This window comes from Paenibacillus sp. NPDC058177 (genome assembly GCF_042883835.1).
GTDB classification, from domain to species: Bacteria; Bacillota; Bacilli; order Paenibacillales; family Paenibacillaceae; genus Paenibacillus_AQ; species Paenibacillus_AQ agri.
This window is the reverse complement of the sequence record NZ_JBHVVB010000004.1, coordinates 72532-98877: the sequence shown is the minus strand read 5'-3', so window position 1 is coordinate 98877 and position 26346 is coordinate 72532. Positions and strand designations below refer to the sequence as shown.

At 42.7% G+C, this 26346-nt stretch carries 21 protein-coding genes; 15 read left to right on the top strand and 6 right to left on the bottom strand.

Features of this window, described 5'->3' with window-relative positions; genetic code table 11:
- The 4 genes from ACFVU8_RS17670 to ACFVU8_RS17655 form a co-directional block, all read right to left on the bottom strand.
- A partial coding sequence (locus ACFVU8_RS17670; protein ID WP_387428910.1) for a fibronectin type III domain-containing protein occupies positions 1-2329 on the bottom strand: 2329 nt, incomplete at its 3' end.
- A 257-nt stretch (positions 2330-2586) separates the two neighbouring features.
- Positions 2587-5103: a winged helix-turn-helix domain-containing protein gene (locus tag ACFVU8_RS17665; protein ID WP_387428907.1), complete on the bottom strand. Its 2517-nt coding sequence runs from the start codon at positions 5101-5103 to the stop codon at positions 2587-2589.
- Positions 5104-5318: 215 nt separating this feature from the next.
- Positions 5319-6518, bottom strand: a complete 1200-nt coding sequence (locus ACFVU8_RS17660; protein WP_387428904.1) for a hypothetical protein — start codon at positions 6516-6518, stop codon at positions 5319-5321.
- Between the two features lie 66 nt (positions 6519-6584).
- Positions 6585-7514, bottom strand: coding sequence for a BsuBI/PstI family type II restriction endonuclease (locus ACFVU8_RS17655; RefSeq protein ID WP_387428901.1), 930 nt, complete (start codon positions 7512-7514; stop codon positions 6585-6587).
- Between the two features lie 100 nt (positions 7515-7614).
- On the opposite strand from ACFVU8_RS17655, the gene ACFVU8_RS17650 reads away from it, so the two are divergent.
- Positions 7615-9186, top strand: a complete 1572-nt coding sequence (locus tag ACFVU8_RS17650; RefSeq protein WP_387428898.1) for an Eco57I restriction-modification methylase domain-containing protein — start codon at positions 7615-7617, stop codon at positions 9184-9186.
- Between the two features lie 506 nt (positions 9187-9692).
- Positions 9693-11663 carry an AAA family ATPase gene (locus ACFVU8_RS17645; protein ID WP_387428896.1) on the top strand — a complete coding sequence of 657 codons (1971 nt, stop codon included), beginning with the start codon at positions 9693-9695 and terminating at the stop codon, positions 11661-11663.
- Between the two features lie 27 nt (positions 11664-11690).
- Here the strand turns inward: ACFVU8_RS17645 and ACFVU8_RS17640 are convergent, their stop codons facing one another.
- Positions 11691-11873: a hypothetical protein gene (locus tag ACFVU8_RS17640; RefSeq protein ID WP_387428893.1), complete on the bottom strand. Its 183-nt coding sequence runs from the start codon at positions 11871-11873 to the stop codon at positions 11691-11693.
- 278 nt (positions 11874-12151) lie between these two features.
- Between ACFVU8_RS17640 and ACFVU8_RS17635 the strand changes: the two genes are divergently transcribed.
- Genes ACFVU8_RS17635 through ACFVU8_RS17625 form a run of 3 tightly spaced genes read left to right on the top strand, consistent with a single transcriptional unit; the run spans position 12152 to position 14028 of the window.
- Positions 12152-12577: a hypothetical protein gene (locus ACFVU8_RS17635; protein ID WP_387428890.1), complete on the top strand. Its 426-nt coding sequence runs from the start codon at positions 12152-12154 to the stop codon at positions 12575-12577.
- A complete protein-coding gene (locus ACFVU8_RS17630; protein ID WP_387428887.1) occupies positions 12574-12966 on the top strand; it encodes a hypothetical protein in 393 nt (130 codons plus the stop codon). Before ACFVU8_RS17635 ends, ACFVU8_RS17630 begins: the two co-directional genes overlap by 4 nt.
- 24 nt (positions 12967-12990) lie before the next feature.
- Positions 12991-14028 carry a hypothetical protein gene (locus tag ACFVU8_RS17625; RefSeq protein ID WP_387428886.1) on the top strand — a complete coding sequence of 346 codons (1038 nt, stop codon included), beginning with the start codon at positions 12991-12993 and terminating at the stop codon, positions 14026-14028.
- Between the two features lie 29 nt (positions 14029-14057).
- On the opposite strand, the gene ACFVU8_RS17620 is transcribed toward ACFVU8_RS17625, so the two are convergent.
- On the bottom strand, positions 14058-14429 hold the full coding sequence (locus tag ACFVU8_RS17620; protein ID WP_387428884.1) for a helix-turn-helix domain-containing protein: 372 nt from the start codon (positions 14427-14429) through the stop codon (positions 14058-14060).
- 265 nt (positions 14430-14694) lie between these two features.
- On the opposite strand from ACFVU8_RS17620, the gene ACFVU8_RS17615 reads away from it, so the two are divergent.
- The 10 genes from ACFVU8_RS17615 (at position 14695) to ACFVU8_RS17570 (ending at position 26322) form a co-directional block, all read left to right on the top strand.
- Entirely contained in the window at positions 14695-14976 is a 282-nt protein-coding gene (locus ACFVU8_RS17615; protein WP_387428882.1) for a hypothetical protein, read from the top strand.
- A 25-nt stretch (positions 14977-15001) separates the two neighbouring features.
- Positions 15002-15505 (top strand): hypothetical protein, encoded by a 504-nt coding sequence (locus ACFVU8_RS17610; RefSeq protein ID WP_387428879.1) that lies wholly within the window; start codon positions 15002-15004, stop codon positions 15503-15505.
- Positions 15506-15534: 29 nt separating this feature from the next.
- Positions 15535-17196: a copper amine oxidase N-terminal domain-containing protein gene (locus ACFVU8_RS17605; RefSeq protein ID WP_387428877.1), complete on the top strand. Its 1662-nt coding sequence runs from the start codon at positions 15535-15537 to the stop codon at positions 17194-17196.
- Between the two features lie 450 nt (positions 17197-17646).
- On the top strand, positions 17647-18285 hold the full coding sequence (locus ACFVU8_RS17600; RefSeq protein ID WP_387428874.1) for a hypothetical protein: 639 nt from the start codon (positions 17647-17649) through the stop codon (positions 18283-18285).
- 66 nt (positions 18286-18351) lie between these two features.
- Positions 18352-21318, top strand: coding sequence for a bifunctional DNA primase/polymerase (locus ACFVU8_RS17595; RefSeq protein WP_387428873.1), 2967 nt, complete (start codon positions 18352-18354; stop codon positions 21316-21318).
- Positions 21319-21674: 356 nt separating this feature from the next.
- The gene (locus ACFVU8_RS17590; RefSeq protein ID WP_387428870.1) at positions 21675-22196 is read left to right on the top strand and encodes a JAB domain-containing protein; all 522 of its coding nucleotides are present in this window, start codon (positions 21675-21677) and stop codon (positions 22194-22196) included.
- A 42-nt stretch (positions 22197-22238) separates the two neighbouring features.
- Positions 22239-22904, top strand: a complete 666-nt coding sequence (locus ACFVU8_RS17585; RefSeq protein WP_387428867.1) for a hypothetical protein — start codon at positions 22239-22241, stop codon at positions 22902-22904.
- 50 nt (positions 22905-22954) lie between these two features.
- A complete protein-coding gene (locus ACFVU8_RS17580) occupies positions 22955-23092 on the top strand; it encodes a hypothetical protein (protein WP_387428864.1) in 138 nt (45 codons plus the stop codon).
- A 13-nt stretch (positions 23093-23105) separates the two neighbouring features.
- A complete protein-coding gene (locus ACFVU8_RS17575; protein WP_387428862.1) occupies positions 23106-24746 on the top strand; it encodes a recombinase family protein in 1641 nt (546 codons plus the stop codon).
- Entirely contained in the window at positions 24664-26322 is a 1659-nt protein-coding gene (locus ACFVU8_RS17570; RefSeq protein ID WP_387428859.1) for a recombinase family protein, read from the top strand. Before ACFVU8_RS17575 ends, ACFVU8_RS17570 begins: the two co-directional genes overlap by 83 nt.
- The last annotated feature ends 24 nt before the right edge of the window (positions 26323-26346 follow it).

Here is a 26346-nt window from a genome sequence, read left to right as displayed (position 1 = left end):
CCTTCTTGCCGGTTGCCAAAGCCGTCGCTACGGTTGTTCCGTCTGCATTATAGACTTCAAACGATGCATTCTCTGCCGGCGTGATCGCTGCCTTGAACTCATTCAACGTCGTGGCGTACGGAACATTCGTGATGCTTTCCTCCGCTGTTCCGCCTGTGCTTACCGTTCCTATTGTCGAGGTCAGCGTTGCGTCTGCGCTCAGTGTCTGAACAGGGACTGCATCGCTCTGCTCCGATTCACCAATTGCATTGAATGCGCTCACCGTAAACGTATAAAAGGTATTCGGTGTCAGTCCGCTCACCGTATAAGTGGTGCCGGATACTGTGGCAATCGCCGGATTGTCTCCATTCTCGTAGAGGTAATAACCGGTCGCTCCTGATACGGCATCCCACGAAAGGATAGTTGATACAGATGTGGTGCTGCTGGATTGCAAATTCGCAGGTGTTTCAGGAGCGATTAGTTGTACTACACCGTTTATTCCCCCTGCGTATAGCGTTCCCCCGACTTCCAGCAGCGCATGTAGCTGGCTCGGCGAACCGACTACCTGTTCCCATACGCCGTTGCTGTACATCCACACGTCGTTGCTATCGTTATCTGTCCCCGCATACAGCGTACCGTTCGCATTGAGCAAGGCATTCACACCACTCGGCGCATGGCTGGTCGTCATCTGCGTCCATTCGGGTATAGTCGCGTTAGCATCGTAGGTCCATATGTCATTGTCAAAGTTACTAGTCCCCGCATACAGCGTACCATTCACATTGAGCAAGGATGTCACATAACTCGGCGCATGGCTGGTCGTCATCTGCGCCCATTCGGGCGTAGTCGCAGTCGTGTCATATGTCCATACGTCATTGCCACCAGCAGCATTCCCCGCATATAGCGTGCCGTTCACATTAAGCAACGTATTTACGTAACTCGGCGCGCTGCCGGTCGTCATCTGCGTCCATTCAGGCATAGTCGCGGCAGTATCATATGTCCATATGTCATTGTCGCCGTTATTCGTCCCCGCATACAGCGTTCCGTTTACATTGAGCAAGGCATATACGTTACTTGGCGCATTGCTTACTGTCATCTGCGTCCATTTTGGAGTAGTAGCAGACGTGTCATATGTCCATACATCGTTGTCATCGTCGTCATTAGAAGTCCCCGCATACAGCGTACCGTTTACATCAATTAAGGCATACACATATCCCGGCGAGCCGCTCATCTGTGTCCATCCGCCTCTGGTCGTATACGCCCATACGGCGTTATTGTCGTCATCCGTCCCTGCATACAGCGTGCCATTGGCACTAAGCAAGGTGTTGGTTCTGCCTGGCAAAGCGCCCATCTGTGCCCACGTGCCGTTACTGTTCGTCCATACGTCGTTCCTTCCGGTCTGCGTCCCTGCATACAACGTCCCGTTGTCATCGAGCAAGGCATATACACTGCCCGGTGCGCCGTTCATCTTCGCCCAACCGTCGCCAGTCGTGTACGTCCATACGTCGTCGAAACCGGCACCGGAGGCAGTTCCCGCATACAGCGTGCCGCTCACGAAGCGCAAGGTTTTCACTCTGGCCGGCGCACCGGCTATTGGCGTCCATGTACCGTTGCTGTTATTGTACGTCCAAACGCTGCGGTTGTCTCCAGATTGAGTTCCCGCCGCATACAGCATGCCGTTTACATTAAGCAACGAAGCTATATATTTGGGATTGCTAACGCCGTTGCTTATCTGCATCCAGCTACCGTTACTGTTCGACCATACGCCGTTGCTTCCAGTCCCTGCATATAGCGTGCCATTAATATACGTCAAGGCTTGTACATCGCCCGGCGAACCCATCATCTTCGTCCAACCGGCAATAGCCGTGTACGTCCATACGTCGTTGCTAGAGCCATTCGAAGCCCCCGCATAAATCGCACCGTTTACATCGATCAAGGAATACACATTGCTCGGCGAGCCAGGCATCTGCTTCCACCCACCACTAGCCGTGTACGTTGATACGTTATTGCCGTCACCCCAAGCCCCCGCATACAACGTGCCATCCGCATCAACGAGAAAGCTTCGCACATTGGCCGGCGAGCCGCTCATCTGTGTCCAAGTACCATTACTGTTCGACCATACGTCATTGCCGAAATTCCCCGTCCCCGCATACAACGTGCTGTCCACTTTGAGCAAAGTTTGCACGTTGGACGGTTGTACACTTTGTCCCACCGCTGGCCAAGTTGACGAGGCAGCATGGACTGCCGTTCCTGCACCCATGAATGGGATGAGCGTCAAGACGAGTACAAATGCCAGAACGATCTTCCCTGATCGGGAAGACCACCTCTTGAGTCTTGATGTCGATCGTTTCATAAATTCGTATACACCTCTTTATTTGTAATAATGATTGCAACCGGCGATGCAGCGATACAAGATGACTATAGACGACAAATAACAACATTCCCTCGCCATTCTTGTCGATCATTGTCACTGTCGTCCTAATATAAGGCGATTTCAAGACAAAAAAAATCCCCCATCTAAGGGGGAGGAACGGTAAAATAATGGGGGATATCCCTCATGCCAATATTTATTGTATAATGGTCATTCTCTTCAATTGCGATAAATAGCTCTCACAACCATTTTAATTGTTCTCCTTGCTCCAGAGCCTGTTCTCTGCTGTTCACTTGAAGTTTTCTGTACATACTTTTCAGATGGCTCTTGACCGTTTCGACCGTGATTTGAAGCTGTTCCGCAATCTGTTTATTCGACAGCCCCATGTCGATCATCCGTAATATTTTTAATTCCTGTTTCGTGATAGGGACTGCCGAGCCTGCAGTTTCATTCGTATAATCCGAAATAATCAGAAGCAATTCCCTGGCATAGAGCATGCTCGCAGACTTACGGTTTGTGTTGATCTGCCTTTGTCGGATATACTCACTCAGCAGCTCAGTCATCTTTGGCCCTTCATCCAAGAAACTGCGGATGTATTTCCCCGGTTCCGCCAATTGGAGCGCCGCTTCCAGCTTCATTATAGCGTTCGTCAACGCTCCTTTTCGATAAAAAGCCATGCTTTGTAGAATGACCACCTTGACCTTATCCCAGGTCCGATCAGCCTTATCGACAAGCAGGTACAATTGTTCTAGTAGTTGCAGAGCTTCATCGACTTCCCGGCGTTCCATAAGCGCGCTTGCCAAAATAAGATATTCTTTAATCGGACCGAGCGGGATCGTATCGGTATGCTTGATGCCGCATGTTTGCAGCCAACGCTCATCCATAGAGCCGTTCGCAAGCGACAAATTTGCCTTCTCCGCCTCTATCCTCCTCATAAACATGGTTTTGTCCACTGAATTGATCTTAGGTTTAGCCCACTCAAGCCATTCGAACGCTTTAGCCGAATCCCCCTTAGCCTGACAGATCCGTGCAGCATTAACAGCAGCGCTTAACAAAATAAGCGCATAAGGCTGCATGCACGATGACCTCAGTACCCTCTCCGCATAAGCCTCAGCCTCTTCCAAGCGGTTCCATTCATATAACAGCAAGCTGTACGTGTTGTAGAAAAACCCGACGTAGGGGTAATTTTCTCTCTCTTCCCATACTTTGATCCATTTATTAAAGAATCTCTCCGCATCATGCAAATCATTAAAAAAGCTCAATAAGGTATCAAAATACATCGAAAACGAGTTCGCTTCGATCATCTGAACGTAGCTTCCCTCAGGCGTCTGCCGATCAAATATCTCAAAATATTCATTAGCCCGTCGAAAGTCTCTTCGATAAAAGGAAACGGCCGCGGACAAAAAATGAACGTTGCCTGCGTAAGGTTTCCATTCAGGATCCGACAGCTTGTCCTCCATGAAGCGAAGTCTTGCTTGTGCCAGCTCCATTTCATTGGTTTCTACCATCACTTTGACATAAAGCAACTGAATTCTCGGTTTTCCAACAAAACAGGACTCCGGTAGATCGCGCAACCATCGATGCAGCACCCCCCTCCTCGCATGAAGGTTTTGCAGATGCTTTTCGATCAAAGCGCTTGCTTCGAGTTGAAGCCCACCCATAAATAGTTGCTCAACTGCTTCTTCCAAAAACCCGAGCTCCTCCAGCCAACGGGCTGCCTTGACATATAACTCCTTCGATTGTCCCGCATACCTCTGCCGGAAAAGCCTCCGTAAAAACTCGGAAAACAAATGATGATAGCGATACCATTCCCGCTGATCATCCAACGAAACGATGAACAAATTATGCCGTTCCAGCATTTCCAGCAGCTCCTGACAATTCGCTTGTCCGGTAATCGTCTCGCACAAAGGGCCGTTCATCCTGTCTACAATCGAAGTTTCCAATAGAAAGGACTGAATCTCGCTAGACTGGAGACTAAAAACCTCCTGAAACAAAAAATCGGATATGTTGCGGTGTTCCCCGTTAAAGGCGCGGATAAAATCCGAATAATTGTCGCTCCTTTGCAGCGAAATAGCCGCAAGATACAGTCCGCTGATCCATCCCTCCGTGCGGTCGACCAGATCTGCTATCTTTTCTCCCGACAGCGACAATCCCATGCAATCCTGAAAGTAACGAATTCCTTCCGCAAGTTGGAATCGCAGCTCCTGAATCGTGATTTTCACCATTTGGCCAGTCGTCTGCAGCCTTGCCGAAGGAAAGGGCATTTCAGACCGACTTGTTATATAAAGGTGGATGTGTGTGGGCAAATACGCAAGAAAATAAGCCACCGATGCGTGAATAGGCGCAAGATCAATCGTGTGATAATCGTCCCAAATGATGACCAATTCATCTGAGTAGCTATCAAGCTCGCGAATCATAGCTGAGATGAATGGCTCGAACGCTCCCGACTTTAAGGATGACAAATACGGGGTAACCGTTTCCGCAAATTGGGGGTTCTTACTATTGACTGCAGCGATCGTATAGCTCCAAAACTCTATCAGATCATTATCTTGAGAGCCCAAGGAAATCCATACGGCAGGTACAGTGAACTGCTGCAGCCACTGACTCAAAGCTGTTGTTTTTCCATACCCCCCGGGAGCCGTTACGGATGTAAGTTTGCTCTTTAATCCTTTATTTAATAGCTCGGTGATCGTCGCTCGCTCAACAAGGTCATCGCGCCGCGTCTGCGGGATATGAAGCTTGGTACTCAGGATCATTGAAGGGCACCTCGAATTTTGTTGTGTTAATCCTTTCTCTATTATATCTGATTTCTAATCTAGAGTTACTAAATAAAATAAGCCAGGCAGTTTCCCTCGCCCAGCCATCAATTAATGCGAAAAATTTCGTCTTACTTGTGGTACGGTTCACCGTATCATCTATAGAGCGAAATAAAAGGCACCCTTCTTAGGTGCCTTTACATTATTGAGAAGCATCAAAAAACATCACCAAAAGCGTCCGAATATCTTAGTTTTGCTTTTCCTAATTTCGGTATCTCTTCAGTCTTATTCTCATTAAGAATATGCAGCCCATATTTTATTAACTGCAATTGATCTTCTGGAATTTCCTTGGTGCTGTAATCTATATTCTTTAAAGTTATACAAAAAATATTCTTATTTCCTTTATATCTATTCAGGTATTCACGAAAACCAACTTCACTGGAAAATCCAAAATCAACTTTGCCTTCTCTATCTTCCAGCACGATTTCTTTAACTATTCTGTTGGAAGAATGACTTTCGACTTCTGCGGTAAGGTAAGACGTAATATTACTTCCATCATTAATGCAAACTAAAAATTGATCACCTGGTTTGGGAGAAGGATTAAATTGATAGGGGAAACCCATCATAAAATTTAGCCTTTCGGGCTTTCTCTTCACTGCTCCCTCTAACCAGTCTAATCCAAACTCCTTCTTAAGAATTTGTACAAATGTTGCAGGGCTGCTGCTGCTAACTTCCTTGATCAGTGGGTTCTGTGAAAAGGGATTATTCACAGATATGTTATATTGATCATGTGATTCTCCCTTCCTAAAGACATCCCCTATATTATCTTTTACTTCTAAAGATGATAAGGATAAATAAGGATTTTTCTCATTAATTGTGCTTTGTAGATCGTTGAGTTCATTTTTCATATCTAAGTATTGTTTCTTTATACTATTGACCTTTGCATAGAGGTGATTAATTATTTTACGTTCATCAAAAGAAGCGTAAATCCCCATATTCTGATATTTAGATTTGAATTCATCAACTTGTTCTACCTGCCGGAAATCAGCTGATCGTGGAATGTCCTTATCTACAAAGTAAAGCATGACTTCCTTTTTACTTTCAATAAATATATTTATTTCTTCAAGAGTTCCTGAAGTATAATTAAGTGTTGGCGTTCCTAGTTTAGTCCAAAAAACGCCTATAAGAATATCACATTTATTGACAAGTTGTTCGTTGATTATCTGTTGAGGATCATCACCGTGGTAAGTAGGTGTAATATCATTTTCCCACCTACCTGGAAGCAGTACAATCTTAAGCTCTTCCGAATGTATTCTATTCCATTCAATAATAGCTTCTTCAACTTTATCTCGCTCGTTTGCGACATCAGAAGGAGAAGCAATTAAAACACGTAAAACTGTTGCATTAAAAGCCATGTATTCATCCCCTTGTTATTTATCTCTTTTTCCCTGTCTAAACAAAATTGTTAGCAGTTCAAAGTTTTAAAACGTCTCGTATACTACCTTCATTTTTGTCTCAGCAATATAAGCACTGGTCCCAGGAGCAATATTATTGGAGAATTTCTGAAATACGCTGCGTTTCAAAAAAACTGTGCTCATCCTTAAAGGATATGGACATCTAGCAAACAGAATTTCCAACTCTTTCTTTCGTAAAAAATCAACTGGACCAGATGATGCAACCGCTTCAAAAACCATAACTTCCTCATTGAATGCATCGAATCCAATAACATCTGGTAGTTTAGCATGCTCGTCCACAGACACGCGTATTTTCTTAACTAATTCCTTATTAATATACTTCTTTTTGTTTTTAGTATCACCTAGATACACTAGATAGGTTTTTCGAGCGTCTTCAGCGAATAACTCATCCACAATTAGCTTCTCAATAATATTATGATCACCAGGTGACAATAATAATGGTTGGGATAACATAAACGGCACTTCAATCTGTATATTATGATTTTCCAGGCTCTTAAGGTACTTTTTTCTATTAATAGCTGCTTCGTTGACAAAGCTTTGTATTTTGTTCGAAAATAAAGATGGATCTTTATATGTTTTTAGCAAGTCTTTAAACTCTTTTACAAGTGTATAATTAGTATTACCTGAATTAACAGGTCTCGTCGGGTCATCTTTGTTAACATGAACTAGACCAAAATCCACAAGATACTTTAAACTATATTTTCTTACAGCCTCACGTGAATTCTCAGCATAATTTTTTCCGAGATCATTTCGTGCAAATTCTAGAATATCGGTGATTCTTGCTCCTTCGGCTAGACACTGGTGTCCTAATATAAGTCCTTGACGAGGTTTTCTATCCTGTAATGCAATTATGCATATGGCAGTTGTGTCTGTACAATTTTGTTCAGGAAATCCAACTCTTTGAAGAATCTCTTTTACAGTACCAATAGTTAGCATTATCTGAGCCTCCTTGAGAAATCTCATCTGCAACGTTGCAGATATATAATCTCATATTACTTTACCATTGTCAATATTATCCTAAGGAGTTGTATCTATAGTGGCTTTTCTAATTCAAGGAGGAGAACTGGTCTTTAACCAAGAAACCGTATCACCCAATAGTTTTCCTCAACTAATAAATGACATCATGACTGCTACAAAAAAGCTTATACAAACCAAAGATAAGGAAGCTTTCGAACAATTTTTTACCGATGTGTCTACCGCAGCTTTCATGGCCAGTTTATTTAACTCTGGTAAAAATAAAAAAATTAAACTTTTAGATGCTGGAGCCGGAGTAGGTGTTTTAGGTGCAGCTGTAATTTATGAAATATGCTCTTGGGAAAACAAACCTGAAGAAATCACTTTAGTTGCTTATGAAATAGATAAAAGTCTCATTCCATCACTGCAAGAAACGTTATATATATGCGAACAACTATGTACTTTAAACGGGATTAAATTTAATTTTCAAATCATTAGAGAAAATTTTATATCTTCAAGTGTTCAAGCTCTTCCTGCCGCTCGAAAGGCAAACAAATTTGATTTAGCAATTCTAAATCCACCCTACAAGAAAATCAGCAGTGATTCAGAAGAAAATCGTTTACTTCTCTCCATCGGAGTAGATGTTTCCAATCAATATGCAGCCTTCGTTTCTTTGGCAAAACGCTGGTTGGTACCAAAAGGAGAATTCGTAGCTATTACACCAAGAAGCTTTTGCAACGGACAATACTTTAAAAACTTTAGAAATGATTTGACCGGTGATACAACAATCAATCATTTTCACCTTTTTGATTCCCGTTCAAAAGTGTTCTCAGGGGAGGAAGTACTGCAAGAGAGTGTCATTTACCATGCAATCAAGAAGCCCCCTAAGGTAGAAGATAGAGTTACATTAACTTTTAGTAACACTCTAAATCTCGAAGATATTCAGGTTAATCAAGTCTCCTTTGCCGAGTTAGTTCATCCTGATGATCCACTTTCTATCTTTAGGCTAGTACGAAATAATGAAGACGATGAGATTAAAACTAAAATGCACTCTCTGCCATCTACACTTCATGATCTTGAACTTACTCTATCAACAGGGCCGGTTGTCGATTTTAGGGAACCAAAGGAAACCTTATTAAAAGAATTTAATAACAACAGTGTGCCTCTTGTATATCCCGAGCACTTTAGTCAAGGACAAGGATTTGTTAAATGGCCTAAAGAAAATGTAAAAAAGTATAACTCTTTGTTATACACAGATACAAATATTAAGCGATTACGACCAAACGGAAATTATGTAGTAGTAAAGAGAATGACATCAAAAGAAGAACTTCGACGAGTGGTGGCAGCTGTATATCAAGAGAACGACTCTACTACGATGATTGCTTTTGAAAATAAAATAAATTTCTATCATACAAACGGAACGGGATTTAATCTTATTTTGGCCAAAGGACTCTCCCTGTATTTAAATTCAACGCTTGTTGACAGGTACTTTAGACAATTTAGTGGAAACACACAGGTAAATGCTACAGATTTGCGAATGATTAGATACCCTTCATGTGAGCATTTGATGGAATTAGGATCAAGATATACGAACATCTTACCTGACCAACAAATGATTGACCTACTTGTAGATGAGGTTTGCTTTTCAAATTAACCAGCAGTTGTAAAAATCGAGAGGTCGGCTACCCATTAATTGAGTAGCCGACCTCTCGCATCACCGTAAGTAACGTTCGATATAACGCTGTCAACATGATAAGCACAATTGTTGTACACACCTGCACTGTGCAGGAAAGTCATTAACCACCTGGTGATACTTTGTTTGTTACAGAGCGACACCCATGGAGAAACCTGCTACTCCGATATTTCAAGTTCTAAACCTTCATTTCTGGCTTCTTACACCGCTTCCAGATGTACGTCCACATCTGCCTTTGCAACCATTCATTCCAGCTGTGCAGAATTCACTTCGGGTTTATTAGATCTTTCAACTTCCTATACCGCGTGCGTCTCCCAATACAGCGATACCATAATGATTAACAACAAAATATCGAATGCAAAATTAGTCCTATCTGAAATTATATATCCATAGACCCCATATATTACCTTGTGTTAAAATGGTGAATACTGTTGTTATTTGTAAAATGGGACGGAGTGGACAGAAATATGAAACTAAAAAAACTTATAATTAAAGGATTTAAAAAATTTTCCGAAGAAACTACTTTTGATTTTTCTCAAGCTCAAAACACGAATACTATAAGCGGTAAAAATGGTTCTGGTAAAACGACTATAGCTGACTCCTTGCTTCTTGTACAACAAGGGTATTTTTTTCAAAAACTTGAGCAGAATTTTCCTGAACACAACTTCACATTTAACGCAAGAGAGATCTTCTTAAGTAAATTGAACGATACGCTATGTGCCAAAACTGCGGCTATAACAGTACACTTTATTTTAGATGAAAATACTGTCGTTGTAGTCACCCTTAATGCGGAATCAACTTCTGAGACAATTAATTGGAGTTTATCTATAAGCCCCGAGGACAGCGAAAGGCTAGATCAATATTGGAATCTAGAGAATCCCACTGAAGTAATTGTCTTTATCGAATCCAATAAGCACTATAATGAAACAAACACTCCTTTTTCCGAATTAAACATTACTACAAAGAATGAACTGGCTTTAAGTAGAGAATCCTGGTTAACACTGAATATGATATTCTCGCCACGCGAGACGTTCCATTTACTTTATAAAAATTTGTTAATGGACTACGCATATGAAAGATTGATACCAACAAAAGGAAAACAAGATCTTTATTTCAAGCTAGCAGCATTACTTTTTAAACAACTCTTCCCTCACATATCTTTTTCCAATTTTTCTTTAAACAATTTTAGGCCTGATGAGATTGTTAATTTAGTTACAAATAATGAAACCGGAGGGAAAAAATATGACATGCGGCACCTTAGTGCTGGTGAGAAGACTGTTTTCTATTTGTTCCTTTATTTAAACTTGGTAGGGCGCATAAGTATCTTACTAGTCGATGAGCCAGAAAACCATTTGCACGAGGATCTAATCTGCAAATTTGCCAAACTACTAAATCAATTATGTAACGAGGAAGAGAGCTATATAGAAACTATTAAGGGTTTGCAAGGATCCCGTCCTCTTCTTTCAAAGGTTAATGCGTACCTACCTACTTCGTCATCCAACAAAATCTCACAAGCTTTCTTCTTTACACACTCAAAGGTTTTAATTATGTCGTTATTTGATATCGGTAGTAATTTTGCACTTGAAAATACTGGTGTAACATTGTTGGAGTATGAAACCTGTGAAAAAAAACTAAGAGAATTAGGAGTGAGTAGTTTATATAGTAAAATTCTTTTTGTTGAGGGAGAGCAGGAAATCGAGTTATTAACACCAATGTGTCAACAAAACAATGTTAAAATAGAAAAAATTGGTAATTGCGAACGACTCATTGAGATTTACAATGGAATAAAAGAGGTAGAACAACATATCTATAATCTACACTTCGTTTTTTTGTTAGATCGTGACGTAACAAACGACGAGAAGGTTCAGGGTTTTATTGGTAATCCGGAGTTTATCTTGTTAGACCGACATGAAATTGAGAATTATCTACTCGATATCGATATTTGGGTAAATACTGCAAAAAAACTATCAGCAGTACCAGAATCAATAACTTCAACCGTGATTGAAGATATATTAAAAGACGTTGCAGATCAACAAATACCTACACTAAAACAACTTTATCTAAATAATAAAGTTAGAAGTGACATACTTGATTATCACATTAACGTAAAACATAGGGAAATTCCAGTCGATACTGAAAATGATTATAAGAATTACATCGATAATTTGCTAAGTGAACATCAAATTAGATCATTGAAATCCTCTGCGTATCAACGCTTCCAAGATTCCGAACTCAGATATAACCAAACCACCTGGGATTGGATTTCTCTCTGTCCAGGTAAACAAGTTGTCAATATTGCCTCTACAAAAGTTGGAACACTAGTGGGTGTGACACAAAATAGGTTTAAAACAGAACTTCTAAAAGTTTCAAGTTCAGAACAGTCATCTCCTTACAATCAGCTACTAAATCTTATAAAACAGAAACTATCCATAAACTAAGTTATCTTAAATAATAGATAAGCAGTATCACTCCTGCTTATCTATTTTATTTATAAAGTATTCACATTCAGTTTTTTTGGATATATTTTCATTAAATGTTGTGTCATCTACATCACAGCCTTCAAACCAATAATCAATAGCATCATATGCATACTTAAGTAATTCGGACAGTCGCTTTGTTTCTTCTTTTGAAAAATTTAAGTCGCTCATTTAAATCCCCCCATCGCTAATATAAAAATGATCTTATACACCCTTATGTACTCATTACATTTTTAATACCATCTTACCCTTCTGAGAAGAAGATAAAACGAAAAGTTGAATGGAATATAAAAACTAGAAAAATAGTACTTATTTACAAGACATCTACTCCGTTGGCTGTGTATTGTATTAATACATAGAAAATAATTTCACATTTAATTAAAATTTGTAATAAACCAAATTTTATTTTTATATCATACCTTTGAATACTAATTATGGAGGTAATCACAATGAATGAAGCACAAAAAGGACTCTTATCTCTGTTGGAGTCAACCTTCAACCCAAGAGGCGAAATTCATTTTCTGGCAATCGCAAAAAAACAAATTCAAGTCCACGAAAAAGAGCGGCCCGTACACCAAGTGCGGGTCGCTCTTACATTTCAGGAAGGAGCCACAGTAAATCCATATTATGACGGCACAGATTTGTTTGTAACAATCAGTGAGGACAGCATACAGTTCACCTTGGAAGAAGAATGGGCCGAAAGCCCTCCAACTATCGAAGGAAGTCCCATTGAGTTCGCGCTAAGCTGGGTATCTCAACTGACCAAACCATTCTATGTTTCGGCTGAAGCTCTTGCAGCAGCAAAAGCTAACAACTATCCTCGCTATGGCAATAGCCCACAAGTGAATAGCTATCAGGAGGAATCACAAAGATGATCGACCTAACATCTGATACACATTGGGCAAACCTACTACAGAATAGTGGTATCCCAGAAGACTGCCTTACATTCATCCACGATTACATGCAACAACTTCGCTCCGTATTTGAAGACGAGTCCTTCCCGCCACCCGGTCAATGGTTTTCCATTCTGGAACCCACTGATCATCTTTCTCCCATTCAACACGATCAAACAGCCTTCTCATGCCCTTCGGGTGCATATTACCCAGAATACATTGAACGATATATTTTTAATGAGGAACACGCCTTATATAAAATCTTTGTCATGCTGGACAACGAATGCAGCATGACGTTTTTTACGTTACAAGGTATCCATTCAACAGAGACGGAGCAGTGGCTCCAATCCAACTCTGAAGAAGCCTATTAAACCAACAAGAGGAGCAATATTCACATGTCCCTGCAACTGACTGACACCAAGAAAAAATCACTGGCTGCGCTTGTGAAAACACATCATGAGCAACACCTTGGCCGCTTTCCTTTTGCCAAATATCCAATTGAGCCGTTAGAAGTCTGGAGACAGCAGTTCGCTGATCCTGCCAACATCGAAGCTGATACACTACGTGCTGCCCTGTCATGGTCTTGCGGCAAATGGCAGCAGCAGAGCATTCCCTACCCCTATAAAAAGCTGCATCTGACTGTCGTTAGCCATTGGAAGAACTTTGTGGAACAGTACAAACCTGAATCACCATCTGTTATCTCCTATTGGACAGACTTGCTTGGAAAAGGTGAAGACACCTTTAATACAATCGCCTTTCTTACTTATCTTCTATGTTCCGATCAAGTCGAGCTTACTGATTCCCGCCGAATCAAAGGTATGAACGACCTACTCATAGAAGCTGAACTATCAGACGAATGTGTAGAACCTGAAGACGTTGCTGAATCTGTGGAGCAATACACTGACTTTTACCGTCAGATCCTGCCCAAGACACAATCCATCTTTGGCGATCAGGCTTCCTTGAAACTAGGTCGCTTTTTGTTTGCCTATGGATACCGCGATGTTCTCAGCAAAGTGGCCGAAAGTTCCCCCAATCAACCCGAACCGATCATAACAGCACTGGACTGGGAAACAGCCAGCAGCAAAAGATTTAACCTGAACCTGATTACCGAAAGAGCAAATGCAGATCGACTTTTCGCTTGCCTTCTGCTGGTGCTAGAAAAGCAACCTGAAACCTCCGAACAACTGACCATTCAGGACATCATGAATTTGGTCCCTTTAGGCAGCGGCGGTATCTGCAATCCAAGCAGCTACAATTATGCCTTCATTGCCATGCTCGGCAAACAGAAAGGCAGAGATTACTTCCTGTTTGATGATCCTGCAACGGCTGAGGCATTTACACAACAAGCCAACCAGTCTACCAGAGATATGAACTTTCACAAAAAGAACCTGGATATAGTCGTAAAAATAAGTCCCAAATATCGTAATGACTAATGAAATTAGAGCAGGCTTTTTAGCCTGCTCTAATTCGATTCATCTCTCCAATCAAAAGCTACTCGCAATAAAGCCAAAGCTTTAGCGTGCTCTTGAATGGGTCTCTCTTGTATCAGGGCAACGATTTCTTCTAGTGCATCTGTATGATTGGCAGGGTCTATCTTTCCGAACAACTCTTCCATCGAGAGAGATAATCCATTAGCAACCTTTTTCAAAGTATATACCGAGATACTTTTCTCTCCCCGCTCTATCTGACCAATGTAGTTGGAGTTCAGTTCCGCAAGCTCACCTAATTTTTCTTGCGACATGCCTTTTCCCGTACGCAGCTCCCGAATCTTCTCTCCTACCAATTTGGCAAATGCTTCAGCAGCTTCTTGATCGCTCTTGGCTTTATGAACCATGAGTTTATCACCTCATGATAAGCGTAAGAGAGACTCACCTACGATAACCAACTACCAAGAATACCATTTTTATGATAATATCGTATTATTAAATACATTAATTTATTTTCACCGTATCTTTAGATACATAATATATAAAAATGATCGTGAGGTGTTCTTGTGACAGGGCAGAGACAAATTGATTGTGTATTTTCAATAGGTGCTATTAATTAGTACTAACCATAATTTAAGCATTAACTACCACTATTCGAAAGGTGAATTCAAAATGGACTCAGCCCAAACTATTGCAATGTTTATTATCGCTATCGTATTTTTCATCATCATCAACAAAATATTCCGCGTTACTTACTTTGGAATTAAGGGATTCTTCTTTGTCTTCCTTTGCTGTATGTTGGTTGCCGCTGCCGTTGTCACTTGGCTCTTCTCCTTCATTGCCAATTACTATGGGTGGATCATTGGCGTTGTGGCAGTCATCTCAATTTTAGTCGCAGTAGGGAAACGTAAACCAAAAGACAATGAGAACACTCAAACAGACAACATTCAATAATATGTACGAAATGAGGTATGCCAATATGAAAGTTCAAATATTAAAAGAATTGCCCATCAACGATAACATCATTGCTGCCGACGTGTTTCTAGGCTATGTAACAAAGATGTCTGAAAGCATCGAAGGCCTAGAACCTTCCCTCGCTCTAAATCTCGTCCTAACAACAGCAGAAAATATGACTAAATACACGCCGCAACAAGTTGAGCCTATATTCAACACCCGAAAGGATATGCTTTATCAAAGCAAGAGTGGCTTTATGGCATTGCTCCAGTGGTTTTTCTCCAAAAGACGTATGCGTCGTACCACCCCTAATTCTGTGATGGATAAAAATCGGCTGCAACAGCTATCGGCACTACAAATAACCGAGAAGCAGGCCATAGGGTTTCTACTACTTACCGCAAATGGACTATGCTTTTTGACTGAGCAAATTCTTGTCTTTGAAGCAGAAACGCATCTACTAATGCGGACTGTCTCCCAACAAGAAGCAGAATCTACGTATCATCAACTGATACAAGAAAAATATAGCTAATCTGTCGCACCTACAGGAGGTCATACCATTTGAAAAGATGCATTAGACTCACGATCATCTTAACCATAGTTACCCTAACTATACTTTCTCTCGCCATCTCTACCAAAACCAATGCAGCAAGCTCGGAGATTTCCGTCTCCATCGACAGTCGCCCCATCTACTTCGATGTTGCTCCACAGAAGCTCAATGGGCGTGTGATGGTGCCGATTCGTGCCATTTTTGAAAGTCTGGGAGCGGAGGTGACCTGGAACAACGAAACGCAGACCATCACCGGCACCAAAGAAGGTAATAACATGACATTGCATGTGGATGCAGGCGCTGCTACCATGGGCGGGAAGACCGTTCAAATGGACGTTCCCGCCACCAAAATCAATGGCAGAGTCTTTGTACCAACACGTTTTGTCGCTGAGAGCTTCGGAGCCGATGTCAAATGGGATGAAAGCAACAAGAAGGTCACCATCAGCACTGGAGCCATCGCCCCAGATGGGACTTACTATTTTGTCTATAACAGCAAGAAGGTCACGGTTGCGGATCTAACGGCAATCAAACTTTACATCAACAAGTTCAGAGATAGCCGTAACGTCCTGTTTGATAGCACGGCCTACAGCAACGCTTCACAGGTATACGATGCGCTAAAAGCCAAGCAGAAGCAGATCGGCGGCAGCGTAACTGGTGTGCAGATTTTCGGAATAGAGGATGATGTGCCCGCTTTCTCTTATATCCATAAAGTTCAGGTCATTCCTGCTACCGAGCGATGGAACGGCGTTGAATTTATCCAAGGAACGAAGTATTTTAGCGACTTCTGTTACTCTACTTTCAAGAACGATAGCAAATATCTAAATACGGACGTTGCTATCTTTGATGTATTTGAGCAAAACATACCTTTCAGCTTCGCACCTGAATGGCCTGTATCTCGCCTGCCGCTGACAAAGGGTGAAATCGCCAAATACATAGATCGGTATAATGACTACCGTAAACAGATTGCCGAGAAAGCAGTTCCGACCGTTGTTTTGTCTGTTCCAAGCAATATTCAAGATGGTTTCACTCAAAATGATGCTGCTTTTTTCATCAATCGCTTAAAGTCAGAGTTTAACCTGTTTGAAAAAACAGAGCTCCGTACCTACTCTAAGGAGTTGAACAAAAACCTGATTGCGGAGAACAAAAGCGGACCGATCAATCTGATGGTCAGCAGTCCTATAGATAATGAAGGGGCGAAGCAGGGGAAAGAATACTTCATGAACCGTGAAACCGTCAATAAGCAGTTGAATGCTAACTATTACACCGCCTTCTTTTGGGGAATTAATCCAGCGAATCGATTTGACACAGATGACATGATTTATGATGGCATGACGCAGGGTAAAATGATTAACCCCATCGTACAGACAGTCTCTGCATCCAATAGCGGACTAAACAATTACATCTGGGCTCCAGTAGAGCAAGACTCAGAAGGACAGTGGTTAAATGATTATGTGCCTGCCACGTATGAGATGCTACAGGAAAATAATCCGTACTACTTCATCTATCAGTATTATGCTGGCCTAAATGAAGGTAAAACGAGATTGCAGAGCTTCCATGATGCTAAGGTTGAATATGCTACGCAAACAATGAAGCATCAGGATAAAATAGGCTTCATGTCTAGCTATGAAAATATCATTTCCCTGCATTATCTGGGATTGGCTGATTACGAGTAACGCTAAGAGGAAGCTGTCGAGTATAAGACGGCTTCTTTTTTTCTAACTATAGGCACTATTTTGTCCTTGTCCGCACACAAATAAGTAAATAAATGTATATTATATTTATGTATGGAGCTGTGACGCTCAGCTTACAACACGTAGGATCATAGAAGTACAGAATCGCAACTTAAAAGAAAATATTAGAAATGGGTTGACAAGAAAACTCACTCATGACAAAATACAATCTACAAAACAAAACACGTTGGCCGGGGCGATGAAGGAATACAACGTATTCGAAAAGCCACGACAAAAGCGAATATAATCGTCATGAAGTAACACACAGTGTTTTCATACGATTTTTATAAACGCGCCAGTAAAATTACCTTTTTTGAGGGTATTTTTGCTGGCGCGTTTTTTGGTTTCGTGCCTTTGTGTCTCTAATAAAACCATCTAAAAGGAGAATGCAAAATGGTACAAAAAAATGGAACAAAGGACAACGTATCTACCCTCGAAATGATGAATTTCCGACCAGCGGTTAGCAGGCATACTAGCCGACCCGTCTCTAAAAAAAGTGTCTTGTCCGTGGTAAATCATAAAAACGGTGCTCGACTCGCTATTGACGTTCAAGTCATTGAAGATATAGGTACTCCAGGAAGTGTTCAAGTCGCCCTTAACGACGAAGGAATCGCTATAGGAGAAGGATTTACGGATGAATACAACTATTTCCCTTTAATGAAAGCCGCCAATAAAGCAATCATTTATTCTAGTCCACTGGTTAACGAGATTACAAAATCCTTTAACCTAGACTTCTCTAACGTATCCTCGATCTCGTTCCATAATGTCGAATATCTAGAGGTTGGATCAGACACGGTTGCCTTTATCAAAATGGTTCATAATGAGGCTACATCTATTGATACTCCAAGTATCATCTTGTCCAGTAATGCTGACAACGATGAGGAGGAACTCGATCTCAGCAGCCACTCTGATGATGACAACGTCGATGATGACGAACTGGACCTCGGCAGCCACTCCGATGATGACAACGATGAGGATGAGCCGCAAAACCTCCCACTTTCAAACCAGCGGAGACGTAAACGTTCAGCTTAATAGGATCATTGCATTGTACGGGGGGCCAACGCTCCCCAATAAAATTACGCGAAAATAGGTGCAAAAATGATTGAAGTTCAAATCAATGAAAATCTCACCGCCGCACATCTAAATTCCCTGACTACAGCCGAAGCAGCATTAGTCATGGCGCACGCTGAGCTAGGACCTAGGTATCTACCTCTGTGCCCTGCTGACCATAAAGGCGTTTCTGATAAACATAAGCAATCCTGCTCCCGACCAGGCAAAGTTCCCCTGCTCACTAAATGGCAGGAAAAAGCCACCGACAACCCCGATACGCTAAAACAATGGTTTAGCAAGCGTCCTAATTTTAACCTCGGGATGACACTGGGTGGACAAGTAGGTGTTGTTGGATTCGATCTTGACGGTGCTTATGGTCAAGCCAAAATGGAGCAACTCTTTGATTACAACCTCCCTCCCACTTGGCAATTCTCCACTCCTGGCGGAGGTTCACGTCACCTCTTTCGTGTACCACAAGGTGTAAGCCTACGAAAGTTAACTGACAGCAATCCAGAAGCCGAGCATGAGGAACTCGCTTTACTGGCTGATGGGCAAATGACAGCCATTCCACCGTCCACACATCACAGTGGCGGTCAATACCTTTGGCTTGATGGCAGAGGCCCTGGTGATCTCCCACTAGCAGATCTCCCAACAGCCATACTGGAGCAGATGACAAAAGGCAAGCTCAGCAAAAAAGTAGCCTCCACAGAAGTGTCAACGCTACGTCCGACCGGGGTTACATCTCACTCCAGCAAAGCAAAACCTGAACAGTCTTTGCCAAGTCAGGATAATCTAGAACTCCTCTCCACCCACTGCAAAGTGATGGAGGAAGCCCTGTCGGAACAGAGATTACAAGGTTGCAGTGAAACACAGTGGCATTACATCGTATCTATGCTGACAAAAGCGGGATACACCGATACTGCCATGGCCTTTTCACAACTGAGCCAGAAGCATGACAAGCACAGTGAACGCCGAATTTTTGAAATGGACGCAGAGCGACTAAATACGTCTTACGGCCCTACCCGATGTTCTACATTCGGTTGTGGTCTGGAGCAGATCGCAAAGTGTCACTCTAGCGTTCACTTGGATGAGCACATGGAGGAGCCAACAAATTCTCCTGTCACGTTGCTACCTTCAGCTAAGAAAAAGAAAACCAAGGCAAACAAACCCTCCTTAGAAGGATACGTTCGTCTAATGAAGGGCAATCATGCCATAAACCAACAACGCCTTTGCAAAGTTAAGTACAAAAATGAAGATGAAACGGAGTATATTCCGCTTGCTAATTTTGCAGCACGAATTGTGAAGTCCATTGAGAAAGACAATGGGCCGGAGAAATTAATGTTCTATGAGATTGATGGGATACTCACACACTCACAGAGAAGTCTACCTTCTATTCAAGTTCCTGCTCAGGATTTTGAAAGCATGAAGTGGCTAGTCATGTGGGGGCCTGAGCCTACTCTTTTTCCTGGCTCTACAACTCGCGACTTGGTTCGATTCGCCATACAATCTACGGCTTCGGCTGTGATAAGTGAACGGATTTTCACCCATTTAGGCTGGATCAACATTGACGGTAAGTGGGCGTACTTACACGCTGGCGGTGCATTAGGTGTTCCCAATGTCAAAGTAGAACTGGAGCCACGACTTCAAAACTATCAACTGACCGGATGCAGCACCAGCAATAAAAAAGCAATGGAAGCGAGCCTGAGACTACTAAATGTCGCACCACACCGGGTAACGCTTGTTCTGTGGGCACTGACGTACTTATCACCACTCTGTGAATGGCTTCGCTGGCTCGGAATTGAACCGAAGTTTCTAGTCTGGCTTCATGGCTACACAGGTAGCCGTAAAACAACTTTAGCTAAGTTATTCCTTTGTCACTTTGGCAATTTGCTAGAGCACCCACCAGCTAGTTTTAAGGATACAGCTAACTCCGTTGAAAAGCGGGGGTTTCATACGAAGGATTCTCTTCTTCTCATTGATGACTATCATCCTACAAGTTCGCCAAGTGAAAAGACAAAGATGGAATCCTTAGCTCAGCAGGTCTTGAGAGGCTACGGTGATCGGGTGGGTCGGGGACGTATGAATCAGGATACGTCGCTCAGACCAGACTACCCACCAAGAGGTAATGCACTTGTCACGGCAGAGGATTTGCTCAGCGGCGGCTCCAGCGTAGCCCGATTGTTCCCAGCAGAACTGCTCAAAACAGATGTCAATTTGAAACTGTTAACACAAGCTCAGATCGATTTTGAAAAACTGAGCACTGCCATGAGGGGCTACCTGAATTGGGTAGGAGAAGCCATGAATGGGCCTGACCACAGTGAGTTGAGACAGTTGTTTTTTGAAAAGAGAAAAGCCGCTTCCCATTTAGGTGTTCACGGCAGATTGGTAGAAGCAGCGGTTTGGTTATACTTGGGACTTGACCTGGGACTTAGATACGCTGAAAGCGTTGGAGCAGTCACTGCCGAAATGGGACAAGAGCTTAGAAATAAAGGGTGGAAGCTGTTTCTCGATATTGCTGACGAACAAGGACGACAAGTTACGGAGATTAAACCCTCCATGCGATTCATAACAATTGTCTCCCAATTATTAGCTAACCAAAGCATTCACTGTCATGATGTCCATAAACAAATTGTAACGAGGACTATACCCAAAAACAGTTCTCATGTTGGCTGGGAGGATGAAGAATACTGCTATTTTCTTCCTGATCTTATCTATAACGAGGTAAGCCAGTTCTTGTCCAGACGTGGAGAGCAGTTTCCCGTCTCACCTACTACACTTTGGAAGGAACTGGCCGAGGCAGGTCTAACGCAAACGGAATTATCCAAAGAGAATGGAAAAACACGGAAGCATTATCTTGTAAAAAAAGTAGTAAACAAAAAGCGCCCGAGATTGCTTTGGTTGAAAAAAGAGAGCCTTCATGAAAAAGCTGAACCCAAGACCAAAAACAATGCTCTGTTAGAGATGCGAGTACCCGAAGATGGTACTGACGAATTTGATATTTTAGAAGAGTTTTAACATCTTCGCCCCAGACGCGGGGGCCATGCCCCACGGGACTTGGGGATTCGGGGCGTGCATAAACCCATGCAGAGCAAGAAACTCGGAGCGAACGCCCCCAAAGCCCCCGAGAAAATAAAAACAAAAAAAGAAAAGAAGAGCATCCCCCCCCTGACAACAAATACGTTCACTGTCCCCCGGAAAATCGGGGGCTTCGGGGGCATGACATCAAAATCCATGTGCCCGTTGCAGTTTCGAGCAGCAAGCTCCGGGGCAGGAACAATCCTTCGGGGGCAAAAACGCTTCTGTTCACTTTTCATCCATTTAATATACCTTTGACATGGATATTAATAACATTTTTCTTGGAGGTTTCATGGATGAACAGTAACTATAACACCACCACCTACAGTAACAGGGCGAGGGGCACGTCTAGACCTACAAAACAGGAATGTGCCCCAGCTAAACGTATCCAGGTAGTCGGCTTACGAATGGTTAGGGAAGCCTCGCCCATCCTTTACCCTGGAAGACGTATTCGCAAGCCTCAAGATGCTGCTGAATTGTTTCGCCAATTCATTGGTGAATGTGACAGGGAAGTCTTCTCCATTCTTTGTCTGAACACCAAAAATGAGCCGACCGCGATCCATCTGGTGTCTACAGGGACACTCAATTCATCGTTGGTTCACCCCAGGGAGACGTTCAAGCTGGCGATCCTCGCCAATTCTGCCTCCATCATCGCCTGTCACAATCATCCCTCGGGAGAACCTGATCCAAGCCCAGTGGATATCGAACTGACGGAGCGTTTGCGTGATAGTGGCTGTTTACTCGGTATCGACCTACTGGATCACATCATTCTTGGGAATGGAAACTTCGTGAGCATGAAAGAGCAAGGTAAGTTTTAATTGCTTGTAATTCAAAACTAATTAGTGAAATGAGGATGCTATATGAAAAACTTTTACATTGTAAGTGATGATAATCAAGAAATCATTAATTTCTATACTTTATCCAATTGCGGGCAGATAGTCGTAAAAGCCATTGATCTTATGCTTTTTTCAGGAATAGTTTCAAAACGTAACTTCCGTAAAAATATGTTTAAACTGCCGTCACATCCTAATTGTATAATGCCATTCCAAGTTTTTCTTCCCTATAAATCTAAGCTGCATGTGGCACGTTGGTTTCTTGATTCACCAATTTCAACTCTAGAACACGAAGCTTGTTTAGAGTTGTACTCTCGTAAGGATCAGCAATGTAATGAGTTAAAAGGACTTTTTGAGACTGACAGACCCACTATTCGGCTTGTTGCCTATAACAAGGAAGATACGCTTATGGCCAAGCCGTTCTACTTACTATTGAAATCATGTGGATATCCTCTTTGGTCATCTGAAGAAGCTACTATGGATGCAAAAATTGATTCTTATATGGATATTGAGATTAGCAGCTTACCAACCCATATTCAGCCTATCTTCATCCAAATTATAAAAGATGACTTAATGAATCAGACTCATCAGCCTTGTTCGATCAAGGAATATGGAGATTACCTTGAGGTTCAGTGGAAATTAGACCGCTATCTAACGAATGAATTTTTAGACACAATGTACTGGAGATTCTAGCTGTAATTCTAACTACTTAGACTACCTAATTCATATAGGAGGCAATTTAAATGGAAAACCAAGATGATTACGATCTTACATTATTCATCGACATCCTTGCCGACATGATCTGTCATTATCTCCAAACTGTCGAATCTACCAATGAGGCAGACAACCTCGTTTCTCAGTCGCATCCAGACGCTGCCTAAAGGTGGTACGCCCATGATTGAAAAACAGCGTGTAGCTTTGTATATTCGCGTATCAACGGAAGAACAAGTCCAAGGATTTAGCCTGGAAGCACAAAAATCTGCACTCTATAATTACTGCAAAATAAGGAAGCTGGACATTTACAAGCTCTATGTCGATGCAGGACGCTCAGGGAAGTCCATTTCCGGTAGACCATCATTAACTGAAATGCTGGAGGATGCTCGCAAAGGGCACTTCCAGCAGGTCATCTGTCTTCGTTTAAATCGGCTCTCACGAAACTTAAAGGACTTATTACACATCACTGAACTCTTTGATCAACATGGCATTACACTTCACAGCCTGACAGAAAATCTCCAAACCGATTCTCCTATGGGCAAATTTGCGCTTCAGATGCTCGGCTCCATTGCCGAGCATGAGCGTAAGCAGAGTGCCCAGAACACCTCATTAGGCATGCAACGCCGTAACCGGCTTGGTAAATGGAACAGTGGAAATCAGGTGCTTGGGTATCGTTGGGTCCCTCATCCTGTTAACCGTCATCTATCCTATGTTGAGATCATTCCTGACGAAGCAGAACTGGTCCGTACCATTTTCATATGGTATTCCGGCGGTCTGGGTCTAAAAGCAATCGTGAATCGTTTAAACAAAAACGGACATCAAACCAAGATGGGTAAATTGTTTCAAAGCATCTCCGTACGAGGCATCCTAACGAATGTCAATTATATCGGCAAGATAGCTTACACTGACAGGGCAACGCAGGAACACAAGAAGATCGTTGACGGCAAACATGAACCGATTGTTTCAAAAGAGTTATGGGATAAGGTACAGCAGCAATTGGCTCTCCGCTCCCGCCTGCCTTCCAAGCATATTGACCATACGTTTCTGCTTACTGGTTTGCTGAAATGTCCAGCTTGTGGAAGTAGTATGATTGCATCCCATGTCTCACGTAAGCGAAAAAACAAGGCCCCCTATGTCTCTTACTATTATGTATGTTGCAGATATAATTCGGGGGGCTACAAAGCTTGTCAGCCCCATCATATTCGGGCAGATCAAGTCGAGGATTGGGTACGCAAGCATGTACAGCAGTTCATTGCTAACCCTGCCATTGCTGAACAATTGGTAATGAAGATCAATGATAGACGAGATAAAAGTCTTCTGCCCTTTCGACAACAATTGAAAGAAAATGAAACAAAGACAGCTTCACTAAAGAAGCGGAATCTTCGCTGTTACGAGCTTTTTGAGGATGGCCACATTGATAGCAAAGAATTAAAGAGCAAGCTCCAAAAACTTCAATCAGAGATGGATGCATTGGAGCAGGAGTGTGAGGAGATAGAACAAAAAATAACTGCTGAGTCAGAGCAGCCTATTCCACTCCATCACATTCGCCGCGTGCTTGCTGATTTTAAGTCAGTCCTGCAACAAGCAGCACCTACACAACAAAAAGCACTGTTCCACAGTATGCTGGCTAAGGTCACCCTTCCGGCTGACAGAGATATTTCCCGAATGGTGATTCAAGGCTCGTCAGCACTACTCCATCTAGAAATACCTGTGATAAATAAAGAAGGAGAACAATTAAATGAAGTACAAGCCATTCAAAAAGGTCGTTATTTATGCCCGGGTAAGTACGGAAGAACAGGCGGAAAACGGTTATTCCATTGATGCACAGCTCGATATTCTAAGAAACTATTGCACAGCAACTGGTGCAGAAGTTATGGATGAATACGTGGATCGCGGCGTGAGTGGAAAAAGCATGAAGGGACGCTATGAGCTTCAACGGCTCTTGAAAGATGCAGAGGAATCCAAGTTTGACGAAGTTATTGTTTGGAAGTTCAATCGTATGGCTCGTAAGAATATCGATCTGCTTCATATTGTTGAATTGCTGGAGAAGAACAACATCTCGTTCCGCTCCTACTCAGAAAATTTTGAAACCAGTTCTCCTATGGGGCGCTTCGCCTTACAGATGATGGGCGCGGTAGGGGAACTGGAGAGAAATACGATAATTGACAACGTAAAGATGGGGCACCGCCAGCGGGCAAGAATGGGACTACACAATGGTAAGGTACCGCTGGGGTATACCATTGTTGAAGGTAAAGGTGGCTCGCGGGAAACCAGAACAGAAGTCATCATCGTTGAGGAAGAAGCCAGCATTGTCCGCTACATTTTTGAACAATACGCCGCTGGACATGGACTCAAGACTATTGCCAATGAGCTGAATCACAGGGGACGTAAAACTAAAAGTGGTAAACCATTCTCCACTACCGCGATTCGTGACTTACTGGATAACCCGATGTTCGTAGGCAAAATTCGTTACAACCAGTACGAGAACTGGGCAGAGAAACGGCGTAAGGGAAAAAGCTCAGAGACCATTCTAGTTGACGGTCATCATCCACCGATTGTTAGCCAGGAATTGTGGGACAAGGTTCAGCTTCTACGTAAGAAGAAAGGAACGATGCCAAAGAAGCGTTTCGAGGGTGAATACCTGCTAACCGGGCTAATTCGTTGTCCTGAATGCGGCGCTGCAATGACCGCCAGCCGCACAATCAATCGGTCGAAGGATGGCAAGAAGATCATTCGGATGTACTACTCCTGCGGACGATTCCGAAGCCAGGGAAGCGCCGTGTGCCACGCCAATAGCGTCCGAAAGGTCGAGGCAGAACAAGCTGTAACTGATCGAATCAGACAAGCCGTGGTCAATCCAGAGATTCTGCAAAGAGTTGTTCGCAGCGTCAATGAAAAACGTTCTGGACGCATTAAACCGCTACGTGATGAGTTAACAGCAGTACAAACACGTATCACCAGTCTGGAGGATAAAAAACGTAAGTATCTCGAATTGTATGAAATAGACGATATTGACCGAGATATGTTTTCTGAGCGCCTTAGCATATTAAACCAGGAGCTGGATACCGGGCTTACGCGTAAGTCAAAGCTGGAACTTGAGCTTCGGGACGATCAGGCTGATCCCGTATCCTATGAGCTTGTGCGATCCTTGATGACAAACTTTGATACCCTGCTACGTCATTCCCCATTTCAGCAGCGCAAGACACTGCTTCACCTAATCGTGAAGAGGATCACGCTGGACGACAGAAAGCGAGTCGGCAGCGTCGAACTAGCCTTCAACGAGGACACCGAGAAGCATTTTTTAAGCGTAGCCCCTTCTGCTGACATAGCGGAAGGGGCTTTCTCTATTAATGAGAAAGCCCTAAGTCTTAGAAATAAACTGCACATATATATTTAGTACATCAGCCTGTAAACTAAGCGC